We start from the raw sequence: 12931 nt of genomic DNA on the forward strand, positions 1-12931 counted from the left end.
AGACGCCCGCGCGACTTCCTAGGCTCACGGCACACCGAGCGACCGGAGGTCCCGATGAGCCCAGTGATCCGTGCCGCCGTCTTCCAGACCGCCTGGACGGGCGACAAGGAATCGATGATCCAGGTCCACGAGCAGGCGGCCCGCGACGCCGCCGCGCAGGGCGCCCAAGTCCTCTGCTTCCAGGAGCTGTTCTACGGACCGTACTTCTGCCAGGTCCAGGACCCGGCCTTCTACGAGTACGCCGAGCAGATCCCCGAGGGCCCGATCGTCCGCCGCTTCCAGGCCCTCGCGAAGGAACTCCGCATCGTCCTGGTGCTGCCGATGTACGAGGAGGAGCAGCCCGGCGTCCTCTACAACACCGCCGCCGTGATCGACGCGGACGGCTCCTACCTCGGCAAGTACCGCAAGACGCACATCCCACAGGTCAGGGGCTTCTGGGAGAAGTTCTACTTCCGTCCGGGCAACTCCGGCTGGCCGGTCTTCGACACGGCCGTCGGCAAGGTCGGCGTCTACATCTGCTACGACCGGCACTTCCCCGAGGGCTGGCGCGCCCTCGGCCTGGCGGGCGCCGAGATCGTCTTCAACCCCTCGGCCACCTCGCGCGGCCTGTCCGGCTACCTCTGGCAGCTGGAGCAGCCGGCGGCGGCGGTCGCCAACGAGTACTTCGTCGGCGCGATCAACCGGGTCGGGGTCGAGGAGTACGGCGACAACGACTTCTACGGCACCTCGTACTTCGTGGACCCGGAGGCCCAGTTCGTCGGCGAGGTGGCGAGCGACAAGGAGTCCGAACTGGTCGTGCGGGAGCTGGACATGGCCCGACTCCGGGAGGTCCGCGACCGCTGGCAGTTCTACCGGGACCGGGCACCGGGGGCCTACGGACCGCTGACTGCACCTTGAGACGTCCGCGGGGGACGTGCCCTCAGGGGCGCGGGACCGCGTTCGGCATGCGGCCACCGCCGCGTGGGCGCGACCAGTCACCCACCACCCGCACCAACCCACCGCGAGGAGCGACCACGACATGAGCAGCCGTACAGTCATCCGCGGCGGCCTCGTCATCACCGCATCCGACGAGATCCACGCCGACGTCCTGATCGAGGACGGCCGCATCGCCGCCCTCGCCGCCTCCGGCACCCCCGCCGCGCAGACCTTCACCGCGGACCGCACGATCGACGCCACCGGAAAGTACGTCATCCCCGGAGGCGTCGACGCCCACACCCACATGGAGCTGCCCTTCGGCGGCACCTTCGCCTCCGACACCTTCGAGACCGGTACCCGCGCCGCCGCCTGGGGCGGCACGACCACCATCATCGACTTCGCCGTGCAGAGCGTCGGCCGCAGCCTGCGCGAGGGCCTGGACGCCTGGCACGCCAAGGCCGACGGCAACTGCGCGATCGACTACGGCTTCCACATGATCGTCTCCGACGTCAACGAGCACACCCTCAAGGAGATGGACCACCTGGTCGAGGAGGGCGTCACCTCCTTCAAGCAGTTCATGGCCTACCCGGGCGTCTTCTACAGCGACGACGGCCAGATCCTGCGCGCCATGCAGCGCTCCGCCGACAACGGCGGCCTGATCATGATGCACGCCGAGAACGGCATCGCGATCGACGTCCTGGTCGAGCAGGCGCTGGCCCGGGGCGAGACCGACCCCCGCTACCACGGCGAGGTCCGCAAGGCCCTGCTGGAGGCCGAGGCCACCCACCGCGCCATCAAGCTCGCGCAGGTCGCCGGCGCGCCCCTCTACGTCGTGCACGTCTCGGCGACGGAGGCGGTCGCCGAACTGGCCCGGGCCCGCGACGAAGGGCTCAACGTCTTCGGCGAGACCTGCCCGCAGTACCTGTTCCTGTCCACCGACAACCTCGCCGAGCCCGACTTCGAGGGTGCGAAGTACGTGTGCAGCACGCCGCTGAGGCCGAAGGAACACCAGGCCGCCCTGTGGCGGGGCCTGCGGACGAACGACCTCCAGGTGGTCTCCACCGACCACTGCCCGTTCTGCTTCGTCGGCCAGAAGGAACTCGGCCGCGGCGACTTCTCCAAGATCCCCAACGGCCTTCCCGGCGTGGAGAACCGTATGGACCTCCTCCACCAGGCCGTCGTCGACGGGCACATCTCGCGCCGCCGCTGGATCGAGATCGCCTGCGCCACCCCGGCCCGGATGTTCGGCCTGTACCCGAAGAAGGGCACCCTCGCGCCGGGCGCCGACGCCGACGTCGTCGTCTACGACCCGCACGCCGAGCAGGTCATGTCGGCCGAGACGCACCACATGAACGTCGACTACTCGGCGTACGAGGGCAAACGCACCACCGGCCGGGTGGAGACGGTCCTCTCGCGCGGCGAACCCGTCATCACCGAGCGGGAGTACACCGGCCACGCCGGACACGGCGTCTTCACCCCGCGATCCACCTGTCAGTACCTCAACTAGGAGTGGTGCAGATGGACTTCGGACTCGTCCTGCAGGCGGACCCGCCGGCCTCCCGGGTGATCAGCCTGATGAAGCGGGCGGAACGCAACGGCTTCACGCACGGCTGGACCTTCGACTCCGCCGTGCTGTGGCAGGAACCGTTCGTGATCTACAGCCAGATCCTGGCCAACACGACGAAACTGAAGGTCGGGCCGATGGTGACCAACCCGGGCACCCGCACCTGGGAGGTCACCGCCTCCACCTTCGCCACCCTCAACGACATGTTCGGCAACCGCACGGTCTGCGGCATCGGCCGCGGCGACTCCGCCATGCGCGTGGCCGGCCGCAAGCCCAACACCCTGGCCCGGATCAGCGAGGCCATGAAGGTCATCCGGGACCTCGCCGGCGGACGGGAGGCCGACCTCGGCGGCGGCACCGTCGTCCGGTTCCCGTGGATCAAGCCGGACGCCGAACTGCCCGTCTGGATGGCCGCCTACGGCCCCAAGGCCCTGAAGATGGCCGGTGAGGAGGCGGACGGGTTCATCCTCCAGCTGGCCGACCTGTACCTCACCGAGTACATGGTCAAGGCCGTGAAGGACGCTGCCGTCGCCGCCGGCCGGGACCCCGGAGAGGTGACCATCTGCGTGGCGGCCCCGGCTTATGTCACCGAGGACGACTCGCCCGAGGCACTCGCCCACGCGCGCGAGCAGTGCCGCTGGTTCGGCGGCATGGTCGGCAACCACGTCGCCGACCTCGTCACCAAGTACGGCGAGCACTCCGCCCAGGTGCCCGACGAACTCACCGAGTACATCAAGGCCCGCGAGGGCTACGACTACTCCCACCACGGGCGCAGCGGCAACCCCGACGCCCAGTTCGTGCCCGACGAGATCGTCGAGCGGTTCTGCCTGATCGGCCCGGTCGAGAAGCACATCGAGAAACTGGAGGCGCTGCGCGCGCTCGGCGTGGACCAGTTCGCCGTCTACGACATGCACGACGCGCAGGAGGCCGTGATCGAGGCCTACGGAGCACGGGTGATCCCGGCCGTCAACGGCTGACCTCCGCCGCACCTCCCCCTGTGAACTCCCCCTTCCCAGCGGCTCGGGAAGGGGGCCCAGGACGCATACCGACGCACCCGGAGCGCACCCCCCCATCGGCGCCACCGCACGGCCTTTCCCGTCCCGTCTCCCCTGATTGGCCCGGCCCATGACCGATACCGCTCCCACCGCCCCACCGCCGCCCACCCAAGTCACCCTCACCGACGGCCGGGTGGAGATCGCCCCCGGCGCTCCCGCACCGACCGGCCCCTACGCCAACGACGACCTGCTGCCGGTACCGGTCGAGAAGCGCACCTGGACCACCTACAACTTCTCCGCGCTGTGGGTCGGCATGGCCCACAACACGGCCTCCTGGACCCTGGCCTCCGGGCTCATCGCCGTCGGCATGGACTGGAAGCAGGCGGTGCTCACCATCGCCCTGGCCAATGTGATCGTGCTGATACCGATGCTGCTCACCGGGCACGCCGGGCCGAAGTACGGCATACCCTTCCCGGTCTTCGCCCGAGCCTCCTTCGGCATCCGCGGCGCCAACCTGCCCGCGGTCGTACGGGCGTTGGTGGCGTGCGGCTGGTTCGGCATCCAGACCTGGATCGGCGGTGAGGCCATCTACTTCCTGGCCGGCAAGCTCATCGGCACCGGCTGGACGGACGCCGCGAAGGTCGGCGGCCATGCCTGGACCATGTGGCTGTCGTTCGCGATCTTCTGGGCGCTGCAGGTCGTCATCATCTACCGGGGCATGGAGACCCTCCGCCGCTTCGAGAACTGGGCGGCGCCCTTCGTGCTCGTCGGCGCGTTCGTGATGCTGTGGTGGATGAGCGACAAGGCGGGCGGCTTCGGCCCGCTGTTCGACCAGCCGTCGAAGCTCGGCTGGGGCCCCGACTTCTGGAAGCTGTTCGCCCCCGCCCTCATGGGCATGATCGGCTTCTGGTCCACGCTGTCGCTGAACATCCCCGACTTCACCCGTTACGGCAGGAGCCAGAAGGCCCAGACCTGGGGCCAGGCGCTCGGCCTGCCGACCACCATGACCCTCTTCGCCTTCCTGTCGGTGATGGTCACCTCCGGCAGCCAGGCCGTCTACGGCGAGGCCATCTGGGACCCGGTCCAGCTCGCCGCCAAGACCGACAGCACGGTGGGCCTGTTGTTCGCGCTGGTCACCGTCCTGGTCGCGACCCTCTCCGTCAACGTCGCGGCCAACCTGGTCTCTCCGGCGTTCGACTTCTCCAACATCGCGCCCCGCAGGATCAGTTTCCGGGCCGGAGCCCTCGCCACCTGCGTCCTCGGGGTGCTGATCTTCCCGTGGAAGCTGTACTCCGACCCGGAGGGCTACATCTTCACCTGGCTCGGCCTGGTCGGCGGACTGCTCGGCACCGTCGCGGGCATCCTCATCGCCGACTACTGGATCCTGCGCCGCTCCCGGCTCGACCTGGCGGACCTGTACCGCCCGGGCGGCCGCTACTGGTACGACGGCGGCTGGAACTGGCGAGCCGTCGCCGCCTTCGTGGTCGGCGGTGTCCTCGCCGTCGGCGGCGCGAGCTTCAAACCGCTGATCGACGGCCGTCCGATCCCGGCGCTGGCCGATCTGGCCGACTACGGCTGGGCGGTGGGCCTGGGCACCTCGATGGTGCTGTACCTGCTGCTGATGGCCCTGCGAGGCCGTGACCGCACGGCCGTCTGACCCGGACCGGTGCTGGAGGGCGGCGATCAGCCCTCGTCGGCCTCCAGCGCGGCCACCGCTTCCTTCGCGGCCTTGATGGCGCCCTTGTTGATCGTGTCCGTACCGGGCGCCTTCTTCGACTCGAAGTCACTGCCGTTGTAGGTGATCGTCACCAGCGCGTTGGAGGCGCGGGCGATCACGACGCCCTCGCGGGTCTCCTGCTTGTCCTCGGTGGTGAGGGTCACTACGGAGTAGGCGCTGTCACCCAGACCGGGCACGGCCCCGCCACCGCTCTTCCTGCCCGTGTGCTCCTGGTACGCCTTCTGTGCCGCCTCGTCCGACTCCATGACCTCGTAGGACACGTCGAGCCAGCGGTAGTCGTAGCCCTTGAGCGCGTTCCAGGAGCAGGTGCGGCGCAGCTTCGTGTCCGTGGACGGTATCTCCTTGCCGCGCGCCTTGGCGCCCGGCACCAGCGACTCGATCGTCTTCTCGGCGACGCTGTCGCACGGGGCGGGCGCGGCCGAGTACGCCTTGGACACCGTCGCCGTCGCCGTGGACGGGGCGGACGCGGCCCGGGTCTCGGTCTTCTCTTCGGCCGGCTTGTGCGCGGCGGCCTGTGGCGCGGCGAGCGGACCGGACGACAACGCCCAGCCCGCCGCGGCGAGCACCACCACCGGGGACAGACGGGCGGTCAGGGCCAAGGGAAGAGGTAGAGAACGCACGGCGCCCTTCTCGTGGGGGACGACGGTGCGGAACGGGTCCGCACGGCGGACGGGACGACAGTGTCACATGAGTGTCTGTGGTGCGGAAGTGCGAACTCGCTCCGTGGCCGCGCGGTGACGGGGCCCACTGTCCACCGCCCGGATCTCGGCTGGTTCAACGGCCGGTGAGTGGTTTGCGGCAGGTGCGTGTGTAGCCGGGGGTTTGCGGTGCTTCCTGTCGACAAGTGCCCGCCCACCTGCGATCTCCGGGTACCGGCCTGGTCCGCCTCGCCGGCCCGCTCAGCCGAAGCCTGGCCGATTTCCACGCTCAGGCCTGTGAGCTGGGGGCGTCATCACAGGCCGCGTCGGACGTCGGTGTCGGGAATGGCGGGATCTTCGGTCCTGGTCAGCGGGCTCTCGAACGTGGCTCCGGGAAGGCCCGATGCCTGGGCGCGCTCCACGTGGCAGACGAGGGAAGGGTAGGACACCTTGCTGTAGACGAGTTCCGACAAGCGTGTACTCGACGACGGCTGGTGAGTACTGCGTGTCGGTGAAGGTGTGTTGTCGCGAACGCTGGCGTACTTACCGTCGTCGCGAGGTACCTGGCGTCGATAGACTGTCGCCTCCCGAATTGCAGGGCGGACCGAGATGGCCATGCACCGAAGAGCCGTACTCTCCAGTGTCGTTGTCGGAGCGGTGACCGCGTGTCTGTCGATCCTTTCGGCGACTGCGAGCCAGGACGCTCCTGACAGAGACGGGCAAGGAGGTCGGTTCGAGGTGACAGACGGCCAGGGGCGCACTCCCTCGGCCAACCCTCGCACCGCCCGGGAGCGCGAAGCCTGGACTCAGGACGAGACACCCGAACAGGCGCGGAGGCGAATCGATTACCTCCAAAGTCTTGAGTCGAGTCGCCCAAGCGGCAGCCGCCACTGAGGTTCGACTCGTGATGTCGTGCTGTTGCTCAGGTGGTTCACCTGCGCTGAGCGCTCATCGTCGGGCCGGTACACCTGGACAGCGAGATGAAAGGCCCTATGTTCACCACCCGCCCCACCCTTCAGGGCACCTTCGGCATGGTGTCCTCCACCCACTGGCTCGCCTCGCAGTCGGCGATGGCCGTGCTGGAGGACGGCGGCAACGCCTACGACGCGGCCGTGGCGGGTGCGTTCGTGCTGCACGTCGTCGAGCCGCACCTCAACGGCCCGGCCGGGGAGGTGCCGATCCTGCTCGCCCCGGCCGGCGGTGAGGTACGGGTGCTGTGCGGGCAGGGCGTCGCACCGGCCGGGGCGAGCGTCGCCCACTACCGTGGCCTCGGCCTGGACCTCGTCCCCGGCACCGGGCCGCTCGCCGCCGCCGTGCCGGGCGCGTTCGACGCCTGGATGCTGCTGCTGCGCGACCACGGCACCAAGTCCCTCGACGACGTCCTCAAGTACGCCATCGGGTACGCCGGGCACGGCCACGCGCCCGTGGAACGCGTCGGCGAGACCGTCGAGACGGTGCGCGAGCTGTTCGAGACGGAGTGGACCTCGTCCGCGGAGGTCTACCTGCCCGGCGGCAAGGCGCCCCGCCCCGGTGAGCTTTTCACCAACCCCGCACTCGCCGCCACGTGGAAGCGCCTGCTCGCCGAGACCGCCGGAGCAGGGGACCGGGAGGCGCGCATCGAGGCCGCGCGGGAGGTGTGGCGCACCGGGTTCATCGCCGACGCCCTCGTCCGCCAGGCCGGGCGTCCCACGAGGGACACCAGCGGAGAACGCCACACCGCAACCCTCACGGCCGCCGATCTCGCCGCCTGGTCCGCGACCTACGAGACGCCGGCGACGTACGACTGGAACGGCTGGACCCTGTGCAAGCCGGGCCCCTGGAGCCAGGGCCCGGTCCTCCTCCAGCAACTCGCCCTGCTCCCGCCCGAACCGCCCCGCTACGGCTCGGCCGACTACGTCCACCTCCTGGTGGAGAACTGCAAGCTCGCCATGGCGGACCGGGAGGCCTGGTACGGCGACGCCGCCGACGTGCCGCTCGACGACCTGCTGTCCGACGCGTACAACACGGCCCGCCGCGCCCTCGTCGGCGAGCGGGCCGAGCACGACCTGCGGCCCGGCAGCCCCGGCGGACGCACCCCGCGGCTGTGCGCGCATGCACGCGTGGCGGCCGCCGCCCAGGAAGGCTACGACGCCCTGGGCGTCGGCGAACCGACCCTCGCCAAGAGCCCGGCGTCCCCCGTGCCGGGCGAACCTGAGGTCCTCGCCGACGGGACCACCCGCGGCGACACCTGCCACCTCGATGTCGTCGACCGCTGGGGCAACATGGTCTCGGCCACGCCAAGCGGCGGCTGGCTCCAGTCCAACCCCGTCGTGCCCGAACTCGGCTTCCCGCTCGGCACCCGGCTCCAGATGACGTGGCTGGAGGAGGGACTGCCCAACTCCCTCACCCCCGGCCGGCGCCCCCGCACCACCCTGACGCCCTCCCTCGCCCTGCGCGACGGCGTGCCCGTCATGGCGTTCGGCACGCCCGGCGGCGACCAGCAGGACCAGTGGCAGCTGCACTTCTTCCTCGCGGTCGCCCTGCGCGCCCCCGTGCGCGGCGGTCTCGACCTCCAGGGCGCGATCGACGCCCCGAACTGGCACAACGACAGCTTCCCCGGCTCTTTCTACCCGCGCGGCATGCGCCCGGGCAGTGTGACCGTGGAGTCCCGCACCGATCCGGCCGTCGTGGAGGAGCTGCGGCGGCGCGGCCACGACGTGACCGTCGGCGGGCCATGGTCGGAGGGCCGGCTGTGCGCGGTCGCACGGGATCCGGAGACCGGTGTGTTGTCGGGGGCGGCGAATCCGCGCGGGATGCAGGGGTACGCGGTGGGCCGGTGATCCGCTGTTCATCGCGATGCCACCCGGAGTGCACCCGGCGGGGGCGCCTTGTCAGTGACACGTGTTGTCATGGAGGGGTGATCGATACGAACGAAACCATCGAAGAGTTTCTCGCAGAGCACGCCCCCGACGTCGAAGAGGCGATCCGCAAGGCGGCCGCCGGCGAGATCATGCCGCGCTGGCGCCGGCTCGCCGCGCACGAGGTGGACCAGAAGAGCGGCCCGCACGACCTGGTGACCGACGCCGACCGCAAGGCCGAGCTGTTCCTGACCGAGGCGCTGGCCGCCCTGCTGCCCGGCTCGGTCGTGGTTGGAGAGGAGGCGGTCCACGCCAATCCGGCGTCGTACGAGGCGATAGGCGGCGACGTCCCGGTCTGGATCGTCGACCCCGTCGACGGCACCCGGCAGTTCGTGCGGGGCGAGGCCGGGTTCTGCACCCTGGTCGCGCTGGCCGTCGGCGGCACCCTGCTCGCGTCCTGGACGTACGCGCCCGCCCGTGACCGGCTCGCCACCGCCCAGCGGGGCAAGGGCGCCTACCTCGACGGGCAGCGGCTGTTCGCCGGTGTGCCCGAGCCCGGCCGGGACCTGCGCGTGGCCACCTCCCACCCGGACTACACGACGGAGGAGGAGAAGCACGCCCTGCTCCACCTGCGCACGGACGGTGTGGAACCGCGCCCGTGCGGCTCGGCCGGTCTGGAGTACCTCGCCGTCGCACGCGGCGAGTTGGACGCCGTCGCGTTCTCCTGGGAAGCCGCCTGGGACCACGCGGCCGGTCTGCTCCTGGTCGAGGAGGCCGGCGGCGTGCACCTGACCCGCGCGGGTGAGCCGTTCCGCATCACGGGCGGCAATGTCCTGCCCTTCACCGCGGCCCGCGACGCGGCCACGGCCCGCAGGCTGGTGGGGCTGCTCTCGGGCGGGGCCTGAGCGCCGGAACCGTCGCCTGCCGCGCACGGCCGATCACTCACCGTGCGCACGGGACGGTTCCGGCCGCCGCTCAGCGGCCTTCCACAGCGGACATCACCCGCGACCGGTGACGGGCAGTCCCCGGGCATATCCTGATCCTCAGTGGCCGTCGGCTGACGAAGGGGTCCCAAGGTGCCGTCGATGCTCGATGCCGTCGTAGTGGGTGCGGGGCCGAACGGACTGACCGCGGCCGTGGAGCTGGCCCGCCGGGGCTTCTCCGTCGCCGTCTTCGAGGCCCGGGGCACCGTGGGCGGCGGAGCCCGCACAGAGGAGCTCACCCTCCCCGGCTTCCGGCACGACCCGTGCTCCGCGGCCCACCCGCTGGCCATCAACTCCCCGGCGTTCCGCGCCCTGCCGCTCGAACGCTACGGCCTGGAATGGCTGCACGCCGAGCTGCCCATGGCGCATCCCTTCCCGGACGGCACGGCGGCCGTGCTGGCCCGGACGGTCGGCGAGACGGCCGCCTCCTTCGGCCCGCGCGACGCCGGCGCGTACCGCAAGCTCGTCGCGCCCTTCCTGCCCAGGTGGGACACCCTCGCCCGGGACTTCATGTCCCTGCCGCTGACCGCGCTGCCCCGCGATCCGGTCACCCTCGCCCGCTTCGGCCTGGCCGGGCTGCCCCCCTCGACGCTCCTGATGCGCCGCTTCCGCGACGAACCGGCCAAGGCCCTGTTCTCCGGGCTCGTCGCCCATGTCATGGCACCGCTCGGCGGCTTCGCCACCGGCGCCGTCGGCCTGGTCTTCGCCCTCGCGGCGCACGCCCGCGGCTGGCCCGTCGCCCGCGGCGGCTCCCAGTCCCTCTCCGACGCCCTCGCCGCCTACCTGCGCGACCTCGGCGGCAGCGTCCACACCGACTACGAGGTCAAGCGCCTCGACGACCTGCCGCCGGCCCGCGCGTACGTCTTCGACACCTCGCCCACCGCCCTGGCCCGCATCGCCGGCTTCGGCACCCACTACGCCGGCTATCGCTACGGACCGGGCGTCTTCAAGATCGACTACGCGCTGGACGGCCCCGTGCCCTGGACCGCGAAGGAGGCCCGTGCCGCCGGCACGGTGCAGATCGGCGCGAGCAGCGCGGAGATCGGCGCGGCCCTGCGCGCGGCGTCCCGGGAGGGCCGGGCCCCCGACAAGCCGTTCCTGATCACGGTGCAGCCGAGCGTCGTCGACCCCACCCGGGCTCCGGCGGGCAAACACGTCTTCTGGGCCTACGGGCACGTCCCGAACGGCTGGACCGGTGACCTCACCGATGCCGTCGAGCGCCAACTGGAGCGTTTCGCGCCGGGGTTCCGCGACCGCGTCCTGGCCCGTGCCACGGCGGGCCCGCCCGAACTCGCCGCCCGCAACGCCAACTACGTGGGCGGGGACATCGCCTGCGGCGCGGCCTCCGGCCTGCAGCTCCTGCTGCGCCCGAAGCTCACCCTGTTCCCGTACCACACCCCCCATCCGGCCGTGTTCATCTGCTCCTCGGCGACCCCGCCGGGCCCCGGAGTGCACGGCATGTCGGGGCACAACGCGGCCAGGGCCGTGTGGAAGCGACTGAGGCAGATATGACGGCCATCGAACTGGTCCAGGGCGACATCACCCGCGAGAGCGCCGACGCGATCGTCAACGCGGCCAACTCGTCACTGCTGGGCGGGGGAGGGGTCGACGGGGCGATCCACCGCCGCGGGGGCCCGGCCATTCTGGAGGACTGCCGCAGGCTTCGTGCCGCGCACCTCGGCAAGGGCCTGCCCACCGGTCAGGCTGTCGCCACCACCGCGGGCGACCTGGACGCCCGCTGGGTGATCCACACGGTCGGCCCGGTGTTCAGCACGACCGAGGACCGCTCCGGCCTCCTCGCCTCGTGCTACCGCGAGTCGCTCCGCGTCGCCGCCGAACTCGGCGCCCGTAGCGTCGCGTTCCCCGCGATCTCCACCGGCGTCTACGGATGGCCGATGGACGACGGCGCCCGGATCGCGGTCGGGACCGTGCGGGCGGCGGACACGACGGTCGAGGAGGTCCGGTTCGTCCTCTTCGACGAGCGGGCGTACGAGGCGTTCGCCGCCCGGCTCCACTGACGGCCCGGGACGGCAGGGTTCCGCGGCCTCTCCGCGCGCCTCTCGGGGCAGGGCCTCCTCAGACGGGCTCGGGCTCGAAGTGCCACAGCAGGTCCCGGCCGGGCTGGACGACGCCGTAGGTGCTCTCCGGTACGGCGTTCCAGACGCCCGGCAGATCGCCCAGCGGCTCGGACACGACCAGCCGTGTCTCGTCGGAGACGTGGTTCAGGAAGCCCAGGTCCGGGTGGAGGGCGCGTATGTCCTCCACCCGGCTGCTGTAGTACAGCGACCGCGAGGTCCCCGCGCTGGAGTACCGGAAGAACCACAGCCGTTCCCCGTCGGTCACCGCGACCGTCATCTGGAGCGGCTGCGGCACCCCGTGCTCGCGGCCCAGCCGCTCGATGAGCCCCGTCATCCGGGCCACCGCGCCCGGCGGGTCGCCGTCCAGCCCGAGGGTGAGCGCCATGTGGAACATCACCTCGGAGTCCGTCGTGCCCTCCAGCGACGGGAACAGCCCCGGGTCCACGGTGAGCATGAGATCCCGGCGCAGGTCGAAGTAGCCGTCGATCGCCCCGTTGTGCATCCACATCCACCGCCCGTGGCGGAATGGATGGCAGTTCGTCTGCTGCACGGCCGAGCCGGTGGAGGCACGCACATGGGCGAAGAACAGCGACGAGCGGACGTGGTCGGCGATCTCCCGCAGGTTGCGGTTGCTCCAGGCCGGGCCCGTGTCGCGGATGACGGCGGGGGTGCGCAGGTGCCAGGCGTACCAGCCCACGCCGAAACCGTCTCCGTTGGTGGTCTCGACGCCCATCCGCGCGTGGAGACTCTGGTCGATCAGCGAGTGCTCCGGGCGGTAGAGGACGTCGTCGAGCAGCACGGGAGTGCCCGAGTAGGCGAGCCAGCGGCACATGGCCGGTACCCCCGTTCCGAGCCGCCCGGCCGAGCCGCACGGCTCTGTAGGTGGTGTGCGTGCCCCCAGAGAACAATGACCGGGGCCGGGGCGCATCGCCCGTGACGGGTGGTTGTGGGGCCTGGGTCGCCTCGTCCGGGGTGGCCGGGCATCTGGCCGGTGTGGCGATGGGCCTGCCCGGGTGGGAGGCCCTCGGCTGTCTGGTGGTCATCGCCCGCCTGCCGGCGGCTCTGCCCGGGGTGTTGCCCGCATGGCGGGTGGTTGTGGGGCCTGGGTCGCCTCGTCCGGGGTGGCCGGGCATCTGGCCGGTGTGGCGATGGGCCTGCCCGGGTGGGAGGCCCTCGGCTGTCT

11 protein-coding genes are annotated in these 12931 nt (G+C 71.2%); 8 read left to right on the plus strand and 3 right to left on the minus strand.

Going from position 1 to position 12931, the window contains the following annotated elements:
- Positions 1–54: 54 nt before the first annotated feature.
- The 4 genes from ABTX62_RS25555 to ABTX62_RS25570 all read left to right on the plus strand — a co-directional run bounded on the left by ABTX62_RS25555 (position 55) and on the right by ABTX62_RS25570 (position 5131).
- A complete protein-coding gene (locus ABTX62_RS25555) occupies positions 55–897 on the plus strand; it encodes a nitrilase-related carbon-nitrogen hydrolase (RefSeq protein WP_352118391.1) in 843 nt (280 codons plus the stop codon).
- A 121-nt stretch (positions 898–1018) separates the two neighbouring features.
- Positions 1019–2422, plus strand: coding sequence for a dihydropyrimidinase (gene hydA, locus ABTX62_RS25560; RefSeq protein ID WP_352118392.1), 1404 nt, complete (start codon positions 1019–1021; stop codon positions 2420–2422).
- A gap of 11 nt (positions 2423–2433) precedes the next feature.
- Positions 2434–3456: a TIGR03842 family LLM class F420-dependent oxidoreductase gene (locus ABTX62_RS25565; RefSeq protein WP_352118393.1), complete on the plus strand. Its 1023-nt coding sequence runs from the start codon at positions 2434–2436 to the stop codon at positions 3454–3456.
- A 148-nt stretch (positions 3457–3604) separates the two neighbouring features.
- Complete coding sequence (locus tag ABTX62_RS25570) at positions 3605–5131, plus strand: NCS1 family nucleobase:cation symporter-1 (RefSeq protein WP_352118394.1); 1527 nt, start codon at positions 3605–3607, stop codon at positions 5129–5131.
- A 26-nt stretch (positions 5132–5157) separates the two neighbouring features.
- Here ABTX62_RS25570 and ABTX62_RS25575 read toward each other — a convergent pair whose 3' ends face one another.
- Both ABTX62_RS25575 and ABTX62_RS25580 read right to left on the minus strand, forming a co-directional pair.
- On the minus strand, positions 5158–5832 hold the full coding sequence (locus tag ABTX62_RS25575) for a hypothetical protein (protein WP_352118395.1): 675 nt from the start codon (positions 5830–5832) through the stop codon (positions 5158–5160).
- Positions 5833–6164: 332 nt separating this feature from the next.
- On the minus strand, positions 6165–6323 hold the full coding sequence (locus tag ABTX62_RS25580) for a hypothetical protein (RefSeq protein WP_352118396.1): 159 nt from the start codon (positions 6321–6323) through the stop codon (positions 6165–6167).
- Between the two features lie 519 nt (positions 6324–6842).
- Here ABTX62_RS25580 and ABTX62_RS25585 point away from each other — a divergent pair.
- The 4 genes from ABTX62_RS25585 (at position 6843) to ABTX62_RS25600 (ending at position 11688) form a co-directional block, all read left to right on the plus strand.
- On the plus strand, positions 6843–8669 hold the full coding sequence (locus ABTX62_RS25585) for a gamma-glutamyltransferase family protein (protein ID WP_352118397.1): 1827 nt from the start codon (positions 6843–6845) through the stop codon (positions 8667–8669).
- 77 nt (positions 8670–8746) lie between these two features.
- The gene (locus tag ABTX62_RS25590; RefSeq protein ID WP_352118398.1) at positions 8747–9592 is read left to right on the plus strand and encodes an inositol monophosphatase family protein; all 846 of its coding nucleotides are present in this window, start codon (positions 8747–8749) and stop codon (positions 9590–9592) included.
- A 180-nt stretch (positions 9593–9772) separates the two neighbouring features.
- On the plus strand, positions 9773–11182 hold the full coding sequence (locus ABTX62_RS25595) for a phytoene desaturase family protein (protein WP_352118399.1): 1410 nt from the start codon (positions 9773–9775) through the stop codon (positions 11180–11182).
- Entirely contained in the window at positions 11179–11688 is a 510-nt protein-coding gene (locus ABTX62_RS25600; protein WP_352118400.1) for an O-acetyl-ADP-ribose deacetylase, read from the plus strand. The genes ABTX62_RS25595 and ABTX62_RS25600 overlap by 4 nt, the downstream gene beginning before the upstream one ends.
- Positions 11689–11746: 58 nt before the next feature.
- Here ABTX62_RS25600 and ABTX62_RS25605 read toward each other — a convergent pair whose 3' ends face one another.
- Positions 11747–12580 (minus strand): class II glutamine amidotransferase, encoded by an 834-nt coding sequence (locus tag ABTX62_RS25605; RefSeq protein WP_352118401.1) that lies wholly within the window; start codon positions 12578–12580, stop codon positions 11747–11749.
- Between the last annotated feature and the right edge of the window lie 351 nt (positions 12581–12931).

Origin of the sequence: Streptomyces sp. NPDC096046, from assembly GCF_040303285.1 — a bacterium.
GTDB lineage: Bacteria > Actinomycetota > Actinomycetes > Streptomycetales > Streptomycetaceae > Streptomyces.

What these genes read in the sequence shown, in the direction of transcription:
- ABTX62_RS25555 (WP_352118391.1), top strand. Translation starts at nt 55, where the DNA reads ATGAGCCCAGTGATCCGTGCCGCCGTCTTCCAGACCGCCTGGACGGGC.
- hydA (WP_352118392.1), top strand. Translation starts at nt 1,019, where the DNA reads ATGAGCAGCCGTACAGTCATCCGCGGCGGCCTCGTCATCACCGCATCC.
- ABTX62_RS25565 (WP_352118393.1), top strand. Translation starts at nt 2,434, where the DNA reads ATGGACTTCGGACTCGTCCTGCAGGCGGACCCGCCGGCCTCCCGGGTG.
- ABTX62_RS25570 (WP_352118394.1), top strand. Translation starts at nt 3,605, where the DNA reads ATGACCGATACCGCTCCCACCGCCCCACCGCCGCCCACCCAAGTCACC.
- ABTX62_RS25585 (WP_352118397.1), top strand. Translation starts at nt 6,843, where the DNA reads ATGTTCACCACCCGCCCCACCCTTCAGGGCACCTTCGGCATGGTGTCC.
- ABTX62_RS25595 (WP_352118399.1), top strand. Translation starts at nt 9,773, where the DNA reads ATGCTCGATGCCGTCGTAGTGGGTGCGGGGCCGAACGGACTGACCGCG.
- ABTX62_RS25600 (WP_352118400.1), top strand. Translation starts at nt 11,179, where the DNA reads ATGACGGCCATCGAACTGGTCCAGGGCGACATCACCCGCGAGAGCGCC.
- ABTX62_RS25605 (WP_352118401.1), bottom strand. Translation starts at nt 12,580, where the DNA reads ATGTGCCGCTGGCTCGCCTACTCGGGCACTCCCGTGCTGCTCGACGAC.